The sequence below is a fragment of the Paenibacillus sp. FJAT-27812 genome (assembly GCF_001273905.1).
Classification (GTDB): Bacteria; Bacillota; Bacilli; order Paenibacillales; family Paenibacillaceae; genus Pristimantibacillus.
The window spans coordinates 3266432-3288331 of the sequence record NZ_LIGH01000001.1; the positions used below are offsets into that span (position 1 = coordinate 3266432).

Sequence of the window (21900 nt, forward strand, 5' to 3'; positions counted from 1 at the left end):
CCTACCCTTTGGCATCATCATCAGGAGCATCGTCGGTTGGCTCGGCCTTTTTTTTGTGCTTATTCATTTGCTTAGCTTCCCAGAACAGACCCGTCAATACATCCATTACGCGCTGGCGGTCGGTCGGGCTCATCGGTACGCCGTCGAACATAATTTCCCCGTCTTCTTCGAGCAGCTTCTTAAAGTCGCGCTTATCCTTATACGTCGCCCACTCGGGTATTGTTGCCGACGCTGCATCGCGACCAAGCAAATAATCGGTGGTCGTATTCAAAATATCGGCCATCTTTTGCAGGTCCTCGCTCGTCGGCGTGACCCGGTCATTCTCGATATGCCCAAAATTAGACCGGCCCATTTCCAGCTTTGAGGCAACGTCCTGCTGTGTTAATCCGCGTTCAACGCGCAGCTGCTTTATTCTCATACCTAACGACATTATGAATACCCTCCATTTTTCGAGATTTGGTATTTTAAATACTTGACGGTAATTAAAATACCAAATACAATGAGATTCATCAGACGAACACATACAGCAATTTATCAGAAAAGCCAGATGGCTATTTTAGCTACTTCAAAGCTAGTATATTTTCCAATAAGAGTATTGTCAATACCGAGACTTGTATTATATTTTTTTGGCATTAACGGTATTTTAAATACCACTAAACCATTAGAACTTATAGGAGGTTATGTGAATGAAAGAGGAAAAGCAGGTTATTGACCAGTTAAATGCTTATAAACGGCTTAAGGCAAGAAAGAAACAGCTGGAGGGGACATCGGTCGGTCCAGGCATGCGGCTAAGCGCCGTTTCTGAGGATGATCATTTGCAGGAGCTGCACCGGCAGCTGCGCAAGCTTCCTTCCTATATGTATTTGGATGAACAGGAGCAGCGGATCGAGGCTGCGGCGCATGCCAACCTATCCAAGTATCCGATCGGAACGAAGGCGCAGCTAAGCGAAGTGATTCGAAGCCGTACCGCCGCAAACCCAGAGGATGAGAAGCTGCTAAGGGAGCTGGAGAAAAAAATCGAGAAGGTGCTTGAAGCACGCGCCGGCTCTGGCGGGTTTGAGGGCTATATGGGCGTTATCGATAAAATCAGCGAGCTTCAAGATATTGAGAAGCAGCTGCAAGCGATCGACCAAGCGCTAGAGGCGCTCGAAGCCTATGAACCTGATTACGCACGGCTGCTGAAGCTGCGTTTTATTGAAGGGAAGCCTACTGAATTCGTTGCTTCAGAGCTTGGAATCGTCGACCGCACGTTCCGCAGATGGAAGCAAAAGGCGCTTGCTGAAGTTGTCCGCTTTCTGTCCGGCTAATGTCCGTTTTTGCTCAAATAACCGTGATATTATGATATTGTGCAATAGATCATAAGCGGGGACGAGCGGTGGACGATACCGAGCGTCCCTTTTGTTTTTTCCAGAAAAGGAGGTGAGTGAGATGTAGCGGGAGAGCGGTAAGGTCGCTTGCGGCAAGGCTGCTGGATGGTGGGCAAGCCGCTCCAAATGAAGGAAGCCGGAGGAATGTCAAATGAAGAAAGCGGATCTACAGGCTGCCGGAATTGAGGCAAGCTTCAGCAAAAAAGAGCTGCTGGCAGCAAGAAGGTACATGCCATCGCAGAAGGATGTGCTCTCTGCCGTATTGCAGGAGGAAGAAAGCTATACCCATGAACAAGCGTTATCCCGGATAACAGCCCATTTGAAAAAGGAGGTCATGTAGAACATGGCAGGAGGAACATTTACAACTCAAAATAAGGTGCGCCCCGGCGTTTATATTAATCTGGCAGGAGAAAAACAATCGGTGGGCAGCATGGGGGAACGAGGCAAAGTCGCTGCTGCGCTGGCATTGAATTGGGGGAAATCGAGATCGGTCCTAACGATTCATGCAGGCGAGGACGTAAGAAGCTTGCTCGGTTACGATCTAAGCGCACCCGAGCTGCTGCTCGTGCGAGAAGCGCTTAAGAAGGCAAAGACATTGCTTCTATATCGCCTGAATGAAGGGACCAAAGCAACAGCTGCTATCGGCAGCTTAACGCTTACGGCTAAGTTTGGCGGGGTACGCGGCAATGACATCACGGTGGCTGTAAAGCAAAACGTCGATGACGAGGAGTTGTTTGATGTTATCACTTATGTCGCTGAAGCGGCGGTTGATTCGCAAACGGTGGCTGCTATTGCGGCGCTTAAGGGCAATGCTTTCGTTGATTTTAGCGGCACGGGAACGTTGACACTATCAGCAGGCGCACCGCTTGTTGGCGGCGCCAACGGCACCGTAACGAATCAGGAGCATACCGACTATTTGACTCAGATCGAGCTGCAGGATTTTAATACGATTGCGCTCGTATCCGCTGATGTAGCTTTGAAATCAGTATACGCTGCTTTTGCTCGCCGCCTGCGCGAGGAAGAGGGCCGCAAAATCCAAGTCGTGCTGGCGAATTATCCGTCTGCGGATCATGAAGGGGTGATAAGCGTCAAAAATGGCGTCAAGCTGCTGGATGGCACAGTCATTGATGCGCAGAAAGCGACAGTATGGGTTGCTGCGGCAACGGCAGGCGCTTCTATTAATCAATCGCTGACCTATGAAGCTTATGAGGATGCAGTTGATGCAGACATTCGGTATACGAATTCGCAAACGGTGGCGGCGCTTCAAGCAGGCGAGCTGTTGTTTACGGCAAGCGGCGGCAAAGTCATAGTGGAGCAGGATATTAATACCTTTACTGGCTATACGCCTGAGAAAGGGAAAGCATTTTCCAAAAACCGAGTGATCCGCGTGCTGGATGGCATCGCAAATGACTTTAAACATATTTTCGAGAGCTTCTATATCGGCAAAGTGGATAATAACGCAGATGGCCGGAGCCTATTCCGCAATGAGTGCACCAAGTATTTGAACCATTTGCAGTCGTTGAACGCGATCCAAAATTTTAACTCGCAGACGGACTTGTCGGTCGTTGCCGGCACGGATACCGACAGCATTGTCATTAACGTCCACATCCAGCCAGTAGATAGCGTAGAAAAAGTATATATGAAAGTGACGGTGAAGTAATATGGCATTTTTGAACGCAGGAGACACGATTTCGGGCCGCGAAGGCAAAGCTTTTACGGTGATTAACAACTCAAGGGAAGAAATGTTTTATGTGAAGACGCTGGAGGCGAGCATCGAGAAACAAAAGGCGGAGATCAAGACGCTTGGGCACCGGGGCTTGCAGCACAAAGCGACAGGCTGGTCCGGTACGGGCACGATGACCATTTATTACGTCACAACGAAGTTCCGCCAAATGATGCTGGACTACGTAAAAACCGGCGTGGATGCGTATTTTGACATCGTCATTATGAATGAGGATTCCTCATCTGCCACGGGCAAACAAACGGTTGTCCTGAACAAGGTCAATCTGAATAAGGTCATTATCGGCAAGCTCGACACGGAGAGCGAAGCGCTTGAAGAGGAAATCGAGTTCACCTTTGAAGGCGTGGACATTCAAGACAGCTTCTCGTCACTTTCGCTAGGTTAAACAATTCATGAATGGAGGCAACAGAAAATGAGTGATTTAAGTGTGTTTTTTGCGCAAAATGCAGCCGTCGAAGCGACGCAGCTGTTTATCGTATCCGAGCGATTTAAAGATGCGGAGGGACAAGCCGTCGCATGGGAGCTGCGCAGCATGAACGAAGCCGAGAACGAGGAATGCCGCAAGTCGTCCACCCGCAAGGTGAAGGGGAAAAACGGCGTTTTTGTACCGGAGACCAATACGGACGAATATCTTGCCAAGCTCGTCGTCAGCAGCATTCAATTCCCGAATCTAAAGGATGCGGATCTGCAAAAATCGTACGGTACCCTCGGTGCCGAGAACCTTTTGCGCAAAATGCTGCTGCCTGGCGAATACGCTTCGCTGGTACAGCGCGTGCAGGAAATCAACGGCTTTAACCAAAGCCTAAACGATTTGGCAGATGAAGTAAAAAACTAATCAAAGAGGGCGACGGAGAAGCGAATTACGCTTATTACGCCCTCCACGAGCTTCGCATCCTGCCGCATGAGCTGATGGCCATGACCCGGCGGGAGAAAGCGGCGATCTACGCGATGATCGACGTTCGCATCGAGAACGAGAAGAAACAGCGAGCCAAAGCAAAACGAAAATAAGGACGGGCAGCGCTCCCATGCGGGGGCGCTTTCGCCCGTGTGAAGGGGGTGGAAGGATGGCGAGTAATAGTAACGCCGTTGAGGAAAATCGAGCGTCAAGGGCAATGAAATTAATGACAAACGCAATGAATCGATCTATTTCAGTTTTTAAAAACTTTGATAAACAAATAAATAGAAGTACTTCTTTTACAAAATTCTTAATGGATTCCAATCGTCAAGCCATGACTATTAATAGTTCTTTAAATAAAGTGGCATCCGCTATTAATAGAACGGTTGATGCAGTGGAAGATTTAGAACAAAAGCTCGAAGGTTTATCAAAAATGGCCCATTCTATTTATGCGCAGCCTACTAAAACAAATTCTGGTGGGAGCACCCCTTTTTTGGGGCCAATCCAGTTTAATGTTGCATCTGTTGTTAAAGAATCATTTTCGAGGCCTGCTTCGCTAGAAGAAGGACAAACGGTCATACAAGAACAGAGTAAGCCCGTAACTGCTCCAATCACTAGCTCAGCTATCTCATTAAATACGGGTAAAACAGCTATTGATTTATTGAAAAAACTAGACTCCAGTTTCAACAAGGAATCAATAACAAAAATGATTGATATATCATTAACAAATGGATTAGAAGAGCAACAGATTAGAAGCATATTAATTAATCAAACTGGCAATAAGAATGAAGGCGATGCATTATTTGAATCGATAAAGAATCAAGCGTTAAGTACAGGTACTCCGATTGGAGAGGCAGCTAAGGGAGCAATGATTTTAGGAGCATTTACTAAAAGTACAGAACAACTTAATAAGCTTTCAGAATTGTCTCTTCAAATATCAACTCTTGATTCGAAGGGAATGGGGAATGAAGCTTCAGCAAAAGCAGTAACGGCAGCAGCACAAGGAGATAGTTCATTGCTTGTTAAACAATATAATATTCCTCAAACTGCTATAGAGGCCTTTGATTTGGAAGGATTAGCTAGGTCTGGAGATATGAATGCATTTACTTCTGCATTAGGGCAAGTACTTGAACATGCAAATATGGGAAAAGAAGCTATGGAGCAAATGATGGCGACGCCTGTAAAGCAAGCTCAAGTTCTTGAACAAAACATCAACTCTGCATTTGCAGGGGCGGGTGCTGAACCTATAATGGCTATGTTAAAACCTCTCACAGTGTTGAATATATTATTTCAAGCAGGTGTGTTTCAACCATTCTTTGATTCTCTTGGTAGTGCATTATCGATTGCTGCTACTTTATTTACATGGCTTGCTTACGCAGCAATGGGGATTGTATATATTATTTCAGCCTTTTGGCCTTATATTGAGCCTATTATTTGGGGAATTGTAACTGCTTTAACGGTTTTAAACTTTTTTACCAAGTTAGGTAGTGTAGCAGTAGCTGCTTATACAACATATCAAGCTATTATGACTGCATCAACTACAGCGGGTACAGCTGCATTTGCTTTGAAAACATTAGTAATGCGTGGAGCAATTGCTGCCTGGGGAACATTAAATGCAGTAATGAAAGCGAATGTCATCCTAATAATAATTGCTTTGATCATGGGTCTAATTGTTTATATCATTGCCCTTTGGCAAAAGAATGATGCGTTTGCGATAGGTTTTTTAAGAGCTTGGTATGGTATCTTAAACTTTTTAGACCGTTTACCCGCCTATTTTTGGCAGCTTGCTGAATGGATCCTAAACCCGCTGATTTATATGATAAAAGGAATGAGTGATGTTTTTGATACGGTTATAAAAGGGATCATTGATGATATAAACTCTATTTTGGGGGTTATCAACAAGGTCACCGGATCGAAATTTGAACTTGCTGCTAGCTTCAGTACAGATAAATTTATGGATGACACTCTTAATTTTATGAAAATTAAGAAAGATGATGCTTATGCTAGGGCAGCGAAAAAGGCGGCTGAAAGAGACCAAAGTCTTCAAGCGTTCATAAAGGACAGAGCCGCAGATGATGTTAAAAAAGGTACAACGAAAGACGAACCCCTAATTGATCCCAATAAAATTACCGCTGATTGGAGTAAGTTAGCTGGTGGAAAAGATTTGGCAAGTGGGGGTGGAAATGTGATGAGCTTGCCTTCCCAGACTGGTTTCCAGACTATAACCCCAAACATCAACCGAGTCGGAGAAGTCGGCAAAATCAACGACACCGTTGATATTTCCAGCGAGGATTTGAAGACGATGCGGGAGCTTGCGGAGATGAAGAACATTCAGAACTTCGTGTCCTTGCAGCCGACTGTCAGCGTGCAAACCGGAGACATTAATAACGGCTATGATATCGATACGATTATCGGACGAATTGAGCGCTCATTAAATGAGGAAATCGCTTCCTCAGCGGAAGGGGTGTACGCTTGATGATCAGCAATCGGAATTATGAATATGGAATATGGCTGAGCTACGGGAATCAGCAGCAAATTATCCATCTGCCTGTTAACCCGCCAGAAATTAAAATCGGTGATGCTGCGGGCGGCAAAACCTATGAGGTGTCGGGTTTAGGCGAGATCAACGTTCTTCAAAGCCCGAAGCTTAAGGATATTTCGTTTGAAAGCTTTTTTCCAGCCTTCTCGTATCCTTTTGTAACTAGTAATACTTGGACTGCCCCTGTTGCTTATGTCATGACTATTTTGGAGTGGATGGATAATAAGCGTCCTATCCGATTTATTTATACAGGCGCAACGTTTGATATCAATTTGCCCATGAGCATTGAGAAGTTCGAGTGGAAGGAAGCGGCAGGCTCCGGTGATATCGAGTACAGCATTTCGCTGAAGGAGTTCGCTTTTTACGGCGCGAGGCCTGTCATTCTAACGAAGGACGGCGCAAGCACCAAAACGAATCCGCGCCCTTCCGATAAGCAAAAGCCGAAGACGTACAAGCTGGTTGCCGGCGATACGCTTATAAAGGTAGCGCGAGTCCAGCTTGGCAACGAAGGGCGCTGGCAAGAAATTCAGAAGCTGAACGGCATCAAGGACGCGCAGCTAAGGAAGCTGCCCGTCGGTATGACGCTGAAGCTGCCGGGGTGATCATATGCTGGAAATTTTAATCGATAACCGCAACGGAAAGGTATGGAATATTACAAGCCTTGTTCCTTCTCTCACCTATAAAACAAAGCGGAGCGGAGCCGCGTCGAGCTTGGATCTAACTGTAATCAAGGGGAGCCAGTATCAGAGTGCTTCTTTTGAGGTGAACAGCGGCGATGTTATCCGATTGCGCCATGATGATCGCAATATCTTTTACGGCTACGTATTTGAAATTAATACGGGCAAGGACGAGAGCGTATCGATCAAGGCGTACGATCAGATTCGATATTTGCTTGCAAACGATACGTACGTGTTCCGCGATGTGACTGCTTCGCAGATTGTGAAGCGGATTGCGGATGATTTTGACATGAAGACGGGGCTGCTTGCTGATACGGAGTACAAGATCCCATCGATGATTGAGGACAATAAGAAGCTGCTGGATATTATCTACAAGGCACTGGATTTGACGCTCATTCATAAAGGCGGGAACTTTATGTTTTTTGATGATTACGGCGAGCTGTCAGTACGGAATATTCAGGACATGAAGGTTGATTTTGTTATCGGCGACTACAGTCTCATGTATGATTATGGGCTGAAGCGCTCGATTGATGGTGACACGTACAACCGAATCAAGATTTATCAGGACAATAAGCAGACTGGGAAGCGGGACATTCACATTTTGCAAGACAGCGCGAATATAGCGAAGTGGGGACGTCTTCAGCTTTACCAGCAGGCGGACGAAAAAATGAATACAGCGCAAATCAATGAGCAGCTTAATCAGTTAATGGCATTGAAAAACCGCGAGCAAAAAAGCATCAGCATGGACGCGATCGGCGATTTGAGAGTCAGGGCAGGCTGCTTTATTCCCGTTGTCATTAAGGAACTAGGTATTAATCAATATTTTCTCGTGGACGACTGCTCGCATAAATTTGATGCGGATACGCACACGATGAAGCTGGAATTGAGGGTGGTTTAATGGCATTATTGGATTCGATTAAAAAAGCAGGCGCCGCAGCGTACGCAGCAGGCAACCCGATGGCCGTAATGGTCGGAAAAGTAATAAAGCTAAATCCTCTGGAAGTAAACGTGGATCAACGTTTTACTTTAACGGAGGATTTTTTAATTGTTCCGGAAAGTCTTGTACGGTTTGAAGCGGATTTGCCGTCATCCGGGAAGCTGCTTATTCGAACAGGCCTAGAAGCGGGAGACACGGTGCTTATGCTCCGTGTACAAGGCGGGCAGCAATTTGTGGTGCTGGATAAGGTGGTCAAGCCATGATTCCCCAAGGAGCAAGCATCGGTGATACCGTGCTGGATGATCGCCTTGAAACGAGCGCGACGTACAAGCTGGATCTGACAAATAATCGTATCGTCGGCACGACCGATGGGCTTGAGGCAGTCAAGCAAGCTGTTTTTAAAATATTGCAAACAGAGCGCTATCGTAATTTTTGCTATAGCGACGATTATGGAGCTGAACTGCAGGGATTAATTGGCGAAGCGCCATCCTTTGTTCGCTCCGAGATGGAGCGGAGAATACGGGAGGCTTTGATGCAGGATGATCGGATAACCGGCGTCACTGATTTTCAGTTCGACGTAACAGAGGAATCCGCTGCTATACAATTTACTGTCGTTACGGAATTTGGAAGCTTTGGAGAGGAGGTGAATGGGCGTGTATGAAAATATGACCTTTAGTTATTTGCTTCAACGCATGTTAGCCAGTGTCCCCGGCGACGTGGATAAGAGGGAAGGCAGCATTATTTACGATGCGCTGGCTCCGGCAGCCGCTGAGCTCTCTGAGCTGTATGCCCAGCTAGACGTGAACATGAATTTGGCGTTTGCCGACACGTCCAGCGGCGAATATTTATCGCGGCGTACGGCTGATTTTGGCGTAATCAGGCAAGCGGCTACGAGAGCCAAGCGGCAGGGCAAATTTTATGGCGAAAATGGCTCGGCTGTCGATGTGCCTATCGGCAGCCGCTATTCCGCGGGCTCGATCAACTATGTGGTAAGAGAGAAGCTTAGCGCCGGCTCGTTCGTTCTAGAGAGCGAAACCGAGGGCGTGGTTGGGAATCAGCAATTTGGGGATATGCTGCCCATCGATTATATTAGCTCGCTAGCTCGCGCTGAACTTGCAGCTGTGCTCGTGCCTGGCGAGGATGAGGAGTCGGATGAGCAGCTGCGCGGCCGTTTTTTTGCCGAGGTGCAAAATCCGGGTACGAGCGGCAACGTATCTGATTATATGAGATGGGCTTTATCGGTAGCGGGCGTTGGCGGGGCAAGAGTACTGCCATTGTGGAACGGTCCGGGCACTGTGAAGGTCGTTATCGTCAATGCGGATAAACAGCCTGCAAGTGAGGTACTGCAAAGCGCGGTGCTCCATTTTATTAATGAGAACAGGCCAATCGGAGCAGAGGTATCGGTCGTATCCGCGTCCAGCGTTCCGATCCGTATTAAAGCTTCGGTTACGCTCGCGGCCGGCTATACGATTCAGCTTGTGAGTGCGGCATTTACTGCTGAGCTAACCTCTTATTTAGAAGAAACAGCATTCCAAATCAACTATGTGAGCATCGCAAAGCTTGGTACTTTGCTTTTGGGAATACCGGGCGTACTCGATTATGATGGTCTGCTGTTAAATGGCGGCAACGCCAATATTGGACTAGATATTGATGAAGTGCCTGTTGCAGGGCTTATTGAATTGGAGGTGTAGCCCATGCCATACCCTGCGGAGCTGGATCGGTTTACGGAGAAGCTGAATAAGAAGGAAAGCAGCGAGCTATATGTTATGGAAGAAAAGCTTGCAGTCTCAGCCGGCGTGTTCGATGGAGAGCTTGCACATGATGACATACGCAAGGAGAGTATTCAGGTTTATACGGGACAGGGTTTATCGGGCGAGAAGGTACCGAATTATTTTTTAACCGTTCCGGCTGAGATGCCTTGGAGGCTTCGGATAAAGCTTTTTGCACAGGCAGATGCCGTATTTGTCACCTATGAGACGCCTGGCGACCGCGTGGAAGCGGCGGATATTAATAATTTGCAGGCCAGCATAATGGCAACGCAAGCAGAGATCGATAGATACAAGGGCAAAGGAAGCGTAGATGGAGGATCATTTTCGAGGGGGAGTTAGATGTCGCAGACGATACAAATAAAGCGCGGGACAAAAGCTGAACTAACCGCGTTTGGCCCGCTATTGCCGGGAGAAATGGGATTTTGCACAGATACGAAGGAAGTCTATGTAGGCGATGGAGCAGCGAACAGCATGGTCGGCCGGGCTTTATCGGGAACTGAGGCGGCAAGGCCGGTTGCGTCTGTGCCAGGCAGGCTGTATTACGTAAACAGCGGTACGAATACGGGATATTTATATTTTGACGATGGCACGGCTTGGAGACGAATCAATGCGCAGAAGCTTACCGATTTGACGGGGACGCTGGACGATATTTCGGAAGGCGCAACCTACGCCAAAGTTCTAAAAGCGAATGTTACAAGCGGTCACGTAAACAAAGTATCGGATGGCGTTAACGTAAAGACCGCGGCAGAGATTAAGACGCATTTGGACGATCCGGCCAAGCACCGGACCATAAACGATGCAGGCTTGGCTATTACGGATTTGTGGTCGGCACAAAAAATTAAAAACGAAATTGAGCTGGCGAAACATAATATCGAGCCGCAAGCCTCGGTCAAGGATAAGGATTTGGCTGCTCCTCCCGCATCGCCCGCTGCAGCGGATCGTTATTTGATTCCGGCAGTGGCGACGGGCGCATGGGCCTCTCAAACAAACAAAATTGCCGAATGGAACGGTACAGCTTGGGATATATACACACCGCAAGTAGGCTGGACCTGTTATGTGGACGACGAACAAAAAATTTATAGCTGGAACGGTTCGGCGTGGGTGCGGACAGGCGGTGCGCTGCAGACGATTACAGCTGGGAGCGGCCTTACAGGCGGAGGCCAAGCCGATACGGTCACCCTAAGCGTTGGCGCGGGGAACGGGATTACTGTTGCTGGCGCAGCGGTTAGCGCCAAAGCAGGCAAAGGCGTCCTCGTTAATGCAGCAGGCATCGAGGTGAGCATCGATGCGGACAGCATCGTGTACGATGCCGCGAATGGCAATCGTTTGAAGGTTGCCGTTATTGATGGCGGCACGTTCTAGGAGGTGAGCGGATGCCAAGAAAAGTACTCATTCAACTGCGGCGAGGGCTTGAGGCAAGCATCGGGTTGCTTGAAGTCGGCGAGCTAGGGTATTGCACCGATACGCAAACGCTGTACATCGGCACAGCCGGCGGCAATATCGTGCTTGCCGCTGCTCAGGCGACGGGCGACATGCTGAAAAGCATTTATGATACGAACAATAATGGGAAAGTGGACAACGCGGAATCCGCGGACAGCGTGCCTTGGTCTGGCATAAGCGGCAAACCAACAGCCTTCGCACCAGCTGCGCATGCTCACGCGGCAGCGGACATTACATCAGGCATCGTTGCTGCGGCGAGATTGCCTGCTGCATCGGTATCTGCTGCGGGCGTTGTCCAATTAATCGATGCTACTAACAGTACGAGCGTCGTGCAGGCGGCGACGGCAAATGCGGTAAAGCGCGCTTATGATTTAGCAAGCGGCAAGCTGGGACCGGGCGTAACCTGGAATCAGCTAAAGGGGGTGTAGCTTTTGTCATATGGAATGGCGGTATATGGCGAGCAAGGGTATGGGGAAGAGGCGGACGGCGGGGAGGTTGCTCCGCATGCCGAGATTGATCTGATGAACGATTTGCCTTCCTTTTATCATCCCATACTGGAGATGCAAGTTATTCAAAATCAGCTTGGCGGGGAATTAGGGAAGCAGTCGGCTGACATTGAAGAGGCATTTGAGCAATATTTTGTAAGGTCGGCAACGTGGGGACTCGCGCGCTGGGAAAAAGTGCTCGGGCTGGGGAGTGATTCGTCGTTGCCTGATGCCCGCAGGCGGGAGAGCATTATAGCCAAGCTGCGCGGCGCGGGCACGACGACCAAAGCAAAGATTATTCAAACGGCTTTCGCCTTTTCGGGCGGCGAAGTGAATGTGATCGAATATCCGGCGGAGAGCCGCTTCGAGGTCGTATTTGTTGGGACAAAAGGAATTCCGCCCAATATGGCTGGTTTCATCCGCATGCTGGAGGATATTAAACCGGCTCACCTAGCTTTTAGCTTGAAGTATACCTATACGGTATGGAATCAAATCGGAACGATGAACTGGCAGCAAGCGAATAGCAAAACATGGAGCGAACTAAGAGTTTACGAGGGAGAGTGAATATATGCAAACGACCGGGAATTTAGGATTGAAAAAGCCGGAAGGAACGGATGTAGTCGATATTGCGGATTTGAACGGGAATGCGGATATTTTGGATACCGCTGTTAGCAGCAAGGTAGATAAAGTGGCTGGCAAGCAGCTATCGACGGAGGATTATACTACGGCAGAGAAGACAAAGCTTTCTGGGGTTGCGGCTGGTGCAAATAATTATGTGCATCCGGCTAATCATCCAGCGTCTATCATTACTCAAGATGCGAGTAACCGCTTTGTGACGGATATGGAGAAAGCGGCTTGGAATGGGAAAGCGGAAACAGCTTCTCCAGCTTTTACCGGAGTACCAACGGCTCCTACAGCAGCACTAGCTACTAATAACGATCAGTTAGCGACTACAGCCTTCGTTAAGAATGCAGGGACGGCTCTTGGAGTAGCTCGCAGAAGCTATGTATACAATCAGCTTATCGGAGTAACGTCAGAGACTACAGTAAATACGTATACAACTCCTTCAGCCGGCAATTTCTTAGTAGGAACGTACTTACGTTTGACAGGGACGACTACAGTGACGCTGAAAGTAACTTATAATGACCCTGGCGGAGCGCAAACAACGTTCCTATTAAATGCTCAGTCTACCCCAGTAGGAAGCTATAGCCTGCTGCCTTGCTATATTAACACTTCAGCAGGAACGACCATTACCGTTAAAGCTACTGCATCCATTGCTAACAACATGTTTGTATCATCTACAATACTGGAGGTGTAAGAATGGGACAAATTCTAGTACCGGGAACTGCCGGAGCTGCGGATGTTCTAGCGGGGAAGAAATTCTCCGCTGGAGTTTTGTATGATGGAGCTGGGACAATGCCTAATAGAGCTCATGCTACATTAGGAGGGGGATATGTTACTGCTGTATCCGCTCTTGCAGATCAAGGTGGGAATATCATCATGGAGCCACCAACAGGATACTACACGACCGGGAAGAACGCTAATGGATATGGATCTTTATTAGCTAATTCACCAGATTTAGTACCTCTTAATGTTCCCGCTAATAAGAATATTTTCGGAATGCAAGGATCTATTCCTGTTAGGGATAACGTCAATGGAACTGGATGGGCTCCTAACGTTAATCACCATTCTCCCTCGGAGATAGCTGCATGGGATCAAAATCTCTTTGTAAGACCGAACGGCGCTGGGGGGACAGGAAAACAATTATACGAGGGAGATTGCTGGATTAGAGTTAACGATCCCGATTTTATTCCGTCTAATATTAGATTAGGTGTAAATATCTTCGGTCACATCGGTACTATGATACCAGGAAAGAGAATAGCAGCTGGCACGATGACTTCCTCGCAATCACGTCGTCCATTCCAAATGGGAAGTTCACAAGGCCAGATGAATTATTTCTTTGAAATAACTGGTCATGGTTTCCAACCTGATATAATGTTTTGTTGGGGAATGTATGACGGGTATAATCGGACAATATCGGCCAAATTTGGTTCGGTGTTAGGACAAAATGGATGGGTAGAGGGCTGGGGAGATACTGTATACACTCTTAGTCAAAATAATAACGTTGATAGTCTATCCGGACTTTATTCACGATCTGGCGTCTATGATTATGTTGTTAATTCTTCGCTAGTTCGTGTGCCCTATCAAAGTAGTGGAGTAACTTTGAATTATATTCTTATTGAAGCATAATCAAAAATAATAACAAAATAGAAGTTGCTGCTAAATAGTAGTAGCTTCTTTTTTATAAGTTATAATATTACTGAGATTATTGCCGAAGAGGTAAACTGCGTTTATTACCTATTTTTGGAAAAGTTACGGTTTCCTACCACAATACAATAAAGAAATCCGGTAGAGTTTCGAAGGTTTACAAGATATGGGAGTGCTCATTAGGGGGCAATATATAGTAATTTCTAGAGTTAGATGGATTGATTATCGTAGTAAAGGATATCATTATATATAAAATTGATCCTAAACCACATGACAAACTACAAGAATCATACCTAGAACTCGTGCTCCGCCTCGGCGGGGCTTTTTTGCATTCAATTCATTTTTAATGAAAACATTATGAAGGGAGGAATGGTTATGTATAAAAAATGGTTCGCAGTAGACGTGACAGAAGGGAGAGCAATAGCGACAGGAATCGGTGCAGTGCTTGCGCCTTGGGTATCTTTGATTTATGGTGATGGCCGGTTAATTCCAATCTTGCTTCTTATCATTGTTATTGGATTGGATTGGGTTACCGGCATTTCGGCTGCAAAGAAGGATACGGTGTTTTCCAGCGAGTACGATTTGAAACAGGGGGTGCCGCGAACGATATTTCTTCTTTCTCTGCCCGCGCTTGCTAATCTATTAGACTCGATGCTGGGTGTCCCTGGCTTGCTCTTTTATGGAATTACACTCGGCATCATCTACCACACCTGGCAGTCATTAACCGCCAACGCCTACCGAGCGGGCTGGGAGAAGTGGATCCCCAAATCGGTAATCGAGCATATCGATAGCGAGCTTCAAGCGAAGGTGGAGCGAGCGACAAAGAGGAGCGGAAGCCGAGATACTAATAGCGAAGCAGATCATGCTTCCAAAACTGAATCTACTACAGATAAAAGGAACCCAAACCATGATTAACTACCACACAGACCATATCCCCAAAAACACTCCAAGCAATCGCCGCCCTGGCCACCTGCTCCTGCCCCAATCCATTACGATTCACAACACCGGAAACCCCGTCAGCACGGCAAAAAATGAACGAGCGTGGCTAACCAACGCCTCCAACACGCGAACTGCATCTTATCATCTCGTGGTGGACGAGCATGGGGTGATCGAGTGTTTGCCGCTGAATGAAAATGGCTGGCACGCGGGCGATGGAAGCGGCGAGACGAGCGGCAACCGAACTTCGATTGGCATCGAGATCTGCGAGAGCGGTGACTATTCCAAGTCGCTGAGCAATGCAGCAGAACTTGCGGCGAAGCTGCTGAAGCAGTACGGCTGGGGCGTTGATCGCCTTCGCCGCCATTACGATTGGAGCGGGAAGATTTGTCCGAGGTTAATGTACGATGACGGCAAATGGACAGGCTGGCACGCTTTTAAAAATAAAGTTGCGGAGATGATACAACCGCCACCGCCACCGCCTACGACTACGCTGCCAGACAATCGAAAGTCGGATTTGATTTTGTCGGATGGGGAGCAAAAGCTTCTTGTAGCCACCCTTACCGAGTTTACGGATCAAAAGCTGCTGGAGGATTCCAAATGGAAGCAAAAAGCAGAACATGGCTCCCTGACACTATCGGAGCTGGCATGGCTGAATACGATTATCCTCTCGCGAAAATAGATGAACCCCGCCGGCTTCAACAGTAGGCGTGGTTCATGATTTCCTTTAAATTAACTTCATTCTTTACCTTCAAAATGACCGTACATCTGTCTATTTAGGCATATGCTCATTTCCTCCAAAAGCCCATACACATTTCACCCTGAATCCATAGGATACTGTGTAAGTTAACAAAAAGGAGATGAACACATGAGCTATGGAGGAGTTGCAGGTGCTAACGTAGGACCTGGAAACTGCGCACCTTATCCAGTTGCAGGCGTAAGTAATTGCGGCAACGGCGGATTCTCAAGCATTGGATTTATTCTCGTTCTCTTTATCCTACTTGTCATTATATCGCGTTCTTGGCTGTAATCGCCAAGACTGAGCTAACTGGCAGTTTGATCCGTGCGTATTTCCACTAACTGAAACCATAATAACATCCCCGCAGGCGAGAGCCGCGGGGATGTTATATGTGAACCTTATGGACAAGCTGCAGCTTACGATTACTCTACAATGGTACGAGCGACCAAAATGAGATCCAATAGGTCGATTGCGCCATCTTTATTGATGTCGGCGCTCTTAATTTGCTCCCAATCAGCAGCCCCTGCTTGCTTGCCGTAATGCTTAACGATAATGGCAAGATCCGTGACGCTCACTTTGCCGTCTTGGTTCTGGTCAGCAGGGTTTGTTACTGTTTTTGGCGATACTTGGATGCTTAAACTATGCGGAGCAGCAGTTACTTCAGTCTCTCCGTTTGACAAAACAATAGGCTCAGCCGTAACCTTACCCGTAACAGCGCGCTCTGTATCCTTTGCTTTAAAGGTAAGCTCCACGATTTTTTTGCTGCCGGTAATGGCATTCTCTGCCCCTTCGCTTGCGAGAATCAGTCGTATTTTCCCCTTATTATCATGAACCGAGTTCACGATTTGTACCTTGTTCAGCAAGGAACGGCTGGATACATATTCGAATTCATTCGGGTCGTAGCTGAATGAAAGATCCTGCGCATAAATGCTGTCAGTCAACTGATTTAATGCTAGATTCATCGTAAAAGTTGACCCGGAAACGACAGATGCGCTTCCCTCCAAAACAGCGGTCGGACCGGCTGCTTCGTTATCCTCTTCTTTTACGGCTGAAGTAAAGTTCGGCAGCGATTCCTTTCCTTGCGCATTCGCAACCATTGCATGGTAAAGCGCTGCTGATGCGGCCGCGTTCTGAGACTGCGTCACGATTCGAACGATGGGTTGGCCTTGCAAAATAACAGAATCCGATGAGAGCACGATTCTTGTTTTGCCATTCACGGTTTCATTGCGCAGTACGGTAACGCCAGCCTGAATGGGAGAGATGGATTGAATGTTTAGCTCATTCGTCTCAAGTTCAATATCAAGCGCTTTTGCATTCGAGCCGAGATTGCTGACCGCAAGCTCATACCCTTTTAACTCCTTTGATGAAGGAGCAACGACTTTGGTTAATTGAAGGTTGGGCGCATCCGGCTTGTTTTGCTCCTTCTGAGGAACAAACATGCCATCGACTGTTTTGGAGTCACCAATTGGCGCATCGACCTCAAGCGCAGCAAGAACGGTTGCCGCGATATCCTTTGTTGTTCCTCCTTGCAGAAGCTTTTCTTTGCCTACATCCGTAGCAATCGTCCGGCCATTCGCCGCAATAAACACCGTTTTGGCGAGCAGCGAGTCTTGCCCGTGTGCGGTAGCGCTGCCTAATGTATGGTCTGCGTTTTCGGTGCCTCCGCCATGATCGGCGGTCATGAGAATCAGCGTATCATCCAGCAGGTTTTTACTGCTTAACGAGTCATAGATGATTTTGACGAGCTTATCGGTCTCCATGAGCTTTGCGTAATACTCTTTGGTGTAAAATCCGAGCGAGTGCCCGACGCCATCCACATCATCCAGTTGGAAAAAGATTAGCGACGCATCGTAGGCCCGATCGTTTGCCGCGTATTGCGCAAAAGCATTGACGTTCGCTTTATCGCTGGCAGAGTAGCCTTCAACGCCAAGCGATGGCTCGATATGTCCAGTTATAATGTTGGACCAAGTGGTGAAGGCTGCAAGCTTTGTTTGCGGAAATTGTTCCCTTAGCTTTTTGAAAACGGACGGATACGGCGACGTTTCGCTGTATGTATTCATTCCGCTGATCGTGTTGTCGATCTGATGCTTGCTGTAGTCGACGCCGTTTATCATAGCGCCCCAGTTAGGGGACGAGACGGTTGGCAGAGTCGTAATGGCGGAATAAGTAGCAGCGCCTTTCTCGATAATGCCGCGCAATGCAGGCAAATCAAGGCGATTGCCTACGGTTTCCTTCACGGAGCTGGCCGTTTCCCAGTAAGGGGCATCCTTCGATACGGAAATGCCGGCGCCGTCGATGCCGATAACGACAACTCGCTTATAAGGCATATATTTTGCTTTGTCGGCGATGGCCGTCAGCTCTTGTACGGATTTTCCTTGCGCCAAAGCAACATCGCCGATCGTAATATGGCTGTCTTTATTGATATCCTCTATGGCTTTAGTGTGGATCTGCACCGTCTGCGCAGGCGTGTTTAACGTTTCTTTCGTGTATTTGTTTCCTCCCATGTAGAAGTCAGCGGAGGTCACCTGAATAGTGCCTTGTCCGCTCACATCCTTCGCAAAAAAGTAAACATCAGACAGCATGGATGTCGCAAATTCTAGTGGATTTGTTTTGTTATATACGCTGCCCGCGGGGAGCTCAAGCTTAACTACGCCCGGTGTTGAAGCATCGGCTTTGGTTGCCTTAGGAGCGCGGGAGAATGTAAATCTGCTGCTGTCATAGGTAATCTCTACGGTTGCCCTGTCGATCGCGCTTGTCATCGTCGGCGTGCGCAGGTCGAGGTTTTCCCGGAATTCGGTGCCAGACGCTGACTGCGTCGCGCCGACGAAGCTCAAAGTACCGTTGAATTTATCGCTTACTACAATGGGAGGCGCGCTGTTAAAGAGCTCCGTAACCTCCTCGGCGGTAACCGCGCGATTCATAATCATCAGATCATCGAGCTGCGCTTCCAAAGCTGCGGAATAATTGCCTGTGCCGTCATTGCCGATCATCGTCGATAAACCGGAGTCAATCGTGCCCGTGCGGCCGGAAATGTTGATTGCGCTGGCAATATTGTTGTATTTGGTTCCGTTTGCTGTAGAGACTGCTACCGGCACGCCATCCTTGTAAAAATCGACCCGGCCGACCGTGCGGTCATGCGAGACGACGATATGATGCCAGCTTCCGTTAGCTACGTTTGGAATGTCGGCATCAATGCGGCTTCCGCCTGCCGTGTTGTAATTCCATCTCAGTCCCTTATCCGTCTTAAACGAGAGGTTATAACCTACGTTTGCGCCGCTGTTCCAATCTTTATTGGATAGAATCGACGGATCGGAAGCTACACCGGGCGATTTGACCCAGAAGGAGAAGCTGAAGCTTTTATCCGCTCCGAATTGCAGCTGCGACGGTTTGCCTAGATTGATATATTGTTTATTTGCACTAGTAGAGTTGAGGGATAGCGCTTGTCCAATTCGTCCGGGAACATAAGCAGGAGCACCGACTACGGTAGCGGAGATATTGCTGCCGGATGCGTCTGCAGCATTGTTTTCAAAACTGAATTTTGCATGAAGGTCTGCATGTACTACCGCTGCAAAAGCGGTCTGGCTGAGCGGCACGAATCCACCTGCAGCGGATATAAGCGTAACGGCGGCAAGCGTAGTTGCGAATGCTTTTTTCATCTTAAATTTCATGAATCGTAACCTCCTGTTTTAAAATGGTTTTTATTGTTGAGCGGGCAAGACGAGGACTAGGTTCAGCAGCCATACCTATTTTTCATTGCGGCAAATACCATCGTCCTTTCCACACGAGGATTAAAAACAAATAAAATGATGTCTAATAATTATGTAATTAATTGTTTTTATGTGTTTTTGTTTCTCTTTTATCATAAAGTTGTGTTGTTAATCAGGTGTAATCGGGATATGAAGAATTTACAAAAAAAAGGCTGCGCCTCGTCATCATGACGGGGCACAGCCTCACATTCGTTATTAGCCGATGGGCGCAAGGGGGAGCAGCGATTCAATTTCGAGGAGCGACTTTATTTCGAAGGTTGGCTGTACGGCGTTGCTTGGCAGCGGCTGCCCTGAGCGATTGAGCCAAGCGCTTGCCATTCCACTCCGGCTTGCCCCCAAAATATCGGTAAACACATTGTCCCCGACCATTAAACACGCATCAGCGCTCAGTCCCGCAAGCTCCATGCAATGCTCGAAGATCTTAGGAGCAGGCTTGCCGCAGCCCACCTCGCCCGAAATCACAATATGAGTGAAAAAAGAAGATAGGCCGCTCACGCCAAATAACTTCTCTTTCTGCAAATCCGGCGTACCGTTCGTGAGCAGCATGAGCGGATAGCGAGTATGTAAGGAGCGCAGCGCCTGAAAAGTATCTTCATATATATAGGGACGCTTCCGCCTCTCTGCCGGAAAGGTATCCGCAAGCTTAGCAGCCAGCTCCTCGTTATCGACGCCCAACTGCTTTAATCCATTCTCCCATGCCTGCTTGCGGTAAAATGGTGCGGCTTCCCGCATCCGCTGGAGCTCCGGCGCAGCCCCGTCGTCGAAGCGTGCCCACAGCGCTTCCATCGCCGTTACTTCAATATTTTCCAGATATGCGTGATCCTCCAGCTCTCTGAATAAAGCATGAGCTTGGCTTATGACAGCTTGCTTAAGCAACGCGGAATCAGAGCTTTCCGCTAGCTCCGCAATCTTGCATGTCGCATCAAGCGCTTCGTCGGTACTTTTTTCATCCCATATAAGCGTATTGTCCAAGTCGAAAATAATGGTATTCATGAGCGTGGAATCAGTCCTTTGTTTGGTTGGTTTTTAGAAAGAAACGTAAAAACAAGCTAATTGTTTTATATAATCATATTCTTGCCTATAAAAACAACTAAATCAATATTAAAACAATTAAACACACAATATTTACTTGTTTTTGACATGTAGTTAACAAAACTATTTTAGAATACAACTAGGTAATCAAAGTAATGCAGCAACTTAATGATATTGTACTTGATGCTTGAAAACGAGGATACAAGGAGAATGAGGATGAGAAATGAAGGATTGGCGATTAGCGGTATTCGCAAGACATTCGGCAGCTTTCAAGCGCTCCATGATGTCAGTGTGCATATTCCAAAAGGCAAGTTCACTTGTCTATTAGGCCCAAGCGGCTGCGGCAAGACGACCTTGCTTCGTATTATAGCAGGTCTTGAACAGACGGATACAGGCACGGTTATGCTAGAGGGAAAAGATATTACGATGCAGCCTACAGCCAAACGCAACTTTGGCATCGTCTTCCAATCCTATGCGCTGTTTCCGAATTTGAATGTCAGCGAGAACATTGGTTATGGGCTTAAAGGCAAGCAGCCGAAGCGCCAAATCGAAGAGCGCGTGAAGGAGATGCTTGAGCTTATCGGGCTAACTGCGGTTAGAGACCGATATCCTGCTCAGCTCTCAGGAGGCCAGCAGCAGCGCGTCGCGCTTGCGAGAGCAATAGCGTTGTCGCCTGACGTTTTGCTGCTTGATGAGCCGCTGTCCGCGCTGGATGCGAAGGTGAGGGAGAAGCTGCGCGAGCAGCTTTGCGAGCTGCAAGAGCGGCTGGGCATTACGACGGTTATGGTGACTCATGACCAGGAGGAAGCGCTGACGATGGCGGATCAAATCGTCGTCATGGATCATGGGCGCGTCGTCCAAATCGGCACGCCGCAAGAGGTTTATGATAAACCGAATACGCCGTTTGTCGCTGACTTTATCGGGGCGATTAACTTTTTCCCGGCGGGAACGACGAGGTGGAGCGGTTCTGATCCGAACGGTTTGCTTGCGATCAGGCCGGAGCATATCCAAATCGATGAGCAGCAAAACTTAGCTTCTCATCATATGGACGGAGGGATAAGGGGATTCGTGCAGCATGTGGAGTTTCGGGGCGCTTTCTACCGTGTCAGCCTCCAGATGGCGAATGAATCCGGCAAGCTTACCGACATTCACGTGACGGTTGATATTTCAGCGCAAACGGCTAACCGGTTCGAATGGTCGCGCAACAAGCTGCTTCATCTTCATTTGCCGCAGGAGCGTATGCTTCACTATCCGGCGGCAGGCGCTGCGATCGTAGAGGTGTAGCGGATGAAGGTGAAATCAAATGAG

23 protein-coding genes and 1 pseudogene are annotated in these 21900 nt (G+C 47.9%); 21 read left to right on the top strand and 3 right to left on the bottom strand.

The window, feature by feature from the left end; translation table 11 throughout:
• Position 1 precedes the first annotated feature (1 nt).
• Positions 2-430, bottom strand: coding sequence for a helix-turn-helix domain-containing protein (locus ADU23_RS13695; protein WP_053374250.1), 429 nt, complete (start codon positions 428-430; stop codon positions 2-4).
• A gap of 256 nt (positions 431-686) precedes the next feature.
• Here ADU23_RS13695 and ADU23_RS13700 point away from each other — a divergent pair, with 256 nt between their 5' ends.
• The 20 genes and pseudogenes from ADU23_RS13700 to ADU23_RS34225 form a co-directional block, all read left to right on the top strand.
• Positions 687-1307, top strand: coding sequence for an ECF-type sigma factor (locus ADU23_RS13700; RefSeq protein WP_053374251.1), 621 nt, complete (start codon positions 687-689; stop codon positions 1305-1307).
• Positions 1308-1518: 211 nt separating this feature from the next.
• On the top strand, positions 1519-1707 hold the full coding sequence (locus tag ADU23_RS13705) for a hypothetical protein (RefSeq protein ID WP_053374252.1): 189 nt from the start codon (positions 1519-1521) through the stop codon (positions 1705-1707).
• A gap of 3 nt (positions 1708-1710) precedes the next feature.
• Positions 1711-3027 (top strand): phage tail sheath family protein, encoded by a 1317-nt coding sequence (locus ADU23_RS13710; protein WP_053374253.1) that lies wholly within the window; start codon positions 1711-1713, stop codon positions 3025-3027.
• Position 3028: 1 nt separating this feature from the next.
• Positions 3029-3493, top strand: a complete 465-nt coding sequence (locus ADU23_RS13715; protein ID WP_053374254.1) for a phage tail tube protein — start codon at positions 3029-3031, stop codon at positions 3491-3493.
• Positions 3494-3520: 27 nt separating this feature from the next.
• On the top strand, positions 3521-3943 hold the full coding sequence (locus tag ADU23_RS13720; protein ID WP_053374255.1) for a phage tail assembly chaperone: 423 nt from the start codon (positions 3521-3523) through the stop codon (positions 3941-3943).
• Between the two features lie 229 nt (positions 3944-4172).
• Positions 4173-6479 carry a hypothetical protein gene (locus ADU23_RS13725; RefSeq protein ID WP_053374256.1) on the top strand — a complete coding sequence of 769 codons (2307 nt, stop codon included), beginning with the start codon at positions 4173-4175 and terminating at the stop codon, positions 6477-6479.
• Positions 6479-7144, top strand: a complete 666-nt coding sequence (locus ADU23_RS13730; protein ID WP_053374257.1) for a LysM peptidoglycan-binding domain-containing protein — start codon at positions 6479-6481, stop codon at positions 7142-7144. Before ADU23_RS13725 ends, ADU23_RS13730 begins: the two co-directional genes overlap by 1 nt.
• Positions 7145-7148: 4 nt before the next feature.
• Positions 7149-8117: an XkdQ/YqbQ family protein gene (locus ADU23_RS13735; RefSeq protein WP_053374258.1), complete on the top strand. Its 969-nt coding sequence runs from the start codon at positions 7149-7151 to the stop codon at positions 8115-8117.
• Positions 8117-8419: a DUF2577 domain-containing protein gene (locus ADU23_RS13740; RefSeq protein ID WP_053374259.1), complete on the top strand. Its 303-nt coding sequence runs from the start codon at positions 8117-8119 to the stop codon at positions 8417-8419. The genes ADU23_RS13735 and ADU23_RS13740 overlap by 1 nt, the downstream gene beginning before the upstream one ends.
• The gene (locus tag ADU23_RS13745; RefSeq protein ID WP_053374260.1) at positions 8416-8817 is read left to right on the top strand and encodes a DUF2634 domain-containing protein; all 402 of its coding nucleotides are present in this window, start codon (positions 8416-8418) and stop codon (positions 8815-8817) included. Before ADU23_RS13740 ends, ADU23_RS13745 begins: the two co-directional genes overlap by 4 nt.
• Positions 8804-9847 (top strand): baseplate J/gp47 family protein, encoded by a 1044-nt coding sequence (locus ADU23_RS13750; protein ID WP_331459244.1) that lies wholly within the window; start codon positions 8804-8806, stop codon positions 9845-9847. The genes ADU23_RS13745 and ADU23_RS13750 overlap by 14 nt, the downstream gene beginning before the upstream one ends.
• Positions 9848-9850: 3 nt before the next feature.
• Positions 9851-10264 (top strand): hypothetical protein, encoded by a 414-nt coding sequence (locus tag ADU23_RS13755; protein ID WP_053374262.1) that lies wholly within the window; start codon positions 9851-9853, stop codon positions 10262-10264.
• Entirely contained in the window at positions 10265-11287 is a 1023-nt protein-coding gene (locus ADU23_RS13760) for a DUF2793 domain-containing protein (RefSeq protein WP_053374263.1), read from the top strand.
• An 11-nt stretch (positions 11288-11298) separates the two neighbouring features.
• Complete coding sequence (locus tag ADU23_RS13765) at positions 11299-11793, top strand: tail fiber protein (protein WP_053374264.1); 495 nt, start codon at positions 11299-11301, stop codon at positions 11791-11793.
• A gap of 3 nt (positions 11794-11796) precedes the next feature.
• The gene (locus tag ADU23_RS13770; RefSeq protein WP_053374265.1) at positions 11797-12414 is read left to right on the top strand and encodes a putative phage tail protein; all 618 of its coding nucleotides are present in this window, start codon (positions 11797-11799) and stop codon (positions 12412-12414) included.
• Positions 12415-12418: 4 nt separating this feature from the next.
• Positions 12419-13168: a hypothetical protein gene (locus ADU23_RS33180; protein WP_053374266.1), complete on the top strand. Its 750-nt coding sequence runs from the start codon at positions 12419-12421 to the stop codon at positions 13166-13168.
• Between the two features lie 2 nt (positions 13169-13170).
• Entirely contained in the window at positions 13171-14100 is a 930-nt protein-coding gene (locus ADU23_RS13780) for a hypothetical protein (protein WP_053374267.1), read from the top strand.
• A 393-nt stretch (positions 14101-14493) separates the two neighbouring features.
• Positions 14494-15033 (top strand): phage holin family protein, encoded by a 540-nt coding sequence (locus ADU23_RS13785; RefSeq protein ID WP_063845998.1) that lies wholly within the window; start codon positions 14494-14496, stop codon positions 15031-15033.
• Positions 15026-15736 carry a peptidoglycan recognition protein family protein gene (locus tag ADU23_RS13790; protein ID WP_082311090.1) on the top strand — a complete coding sequence of 237 codons (711 nt, stop codon included), beginning with the start codon at positions 15026-15028 and terminating at the stop codon, positions 15734-15736. Before ADU23_RS13785 ends, ADU23_RS13790 begins: the two co-directional genes overlap by 8 nt.
• A 252-nt stretch (positions 15737-15988) precedes the next feature.
• Positions 15989-16084: pseudogene (locus tag ADU23_RS34225) on the top strand (sporulation protein YjcZ); the annotation flags it as partial.
• 131 nt (positions 16085-16215) lie between these two features.
• Here the strand turns inward: ADU23_RS34225 and ADU23_RS13795 are convergent.
• Together ADU23_RS13795 and ADU23_RS13800 are read right to left on the bottom strand one after the other, a co-directional pair.
• Positions 16216-19461: a LamG-like jellyroll fold domain-containing protein gene (locus ADU23_RS13795; protein WP_053374268.1), complete on the bottom strand. Its 3246-nt coding sequence runs from the start codon at positions 19459-19461 to the stop codon at positions 16216-16218.
• Between the two features lie 294 nt (positions 19462-19755).
• A complete protein-coding gene (locus ADU23_RS13800; protein ID WP_053374269.1) occupies positions 19756-20553 on the bottom strand; it encodes an HAD family hydrolase in 798 nt (265 codons plus the stop codon).
• 255 nt (positions 20554-20808) lie between these two features.
• On the opposite strand from ADU23_RS13800, the gene ADU23_RS13805 reads away from it, so the two are divergent.
• Entirely contained in the window at positions 20809-21876 is a 1068-nt protein-coding gene (locus ADU23_RS13805) for an ABC transporter ATP-binding protein (protein WP_053374270.1), read from the top strand.
• Positions 21877-21900 lie beyond the last annotated feature (24 nt).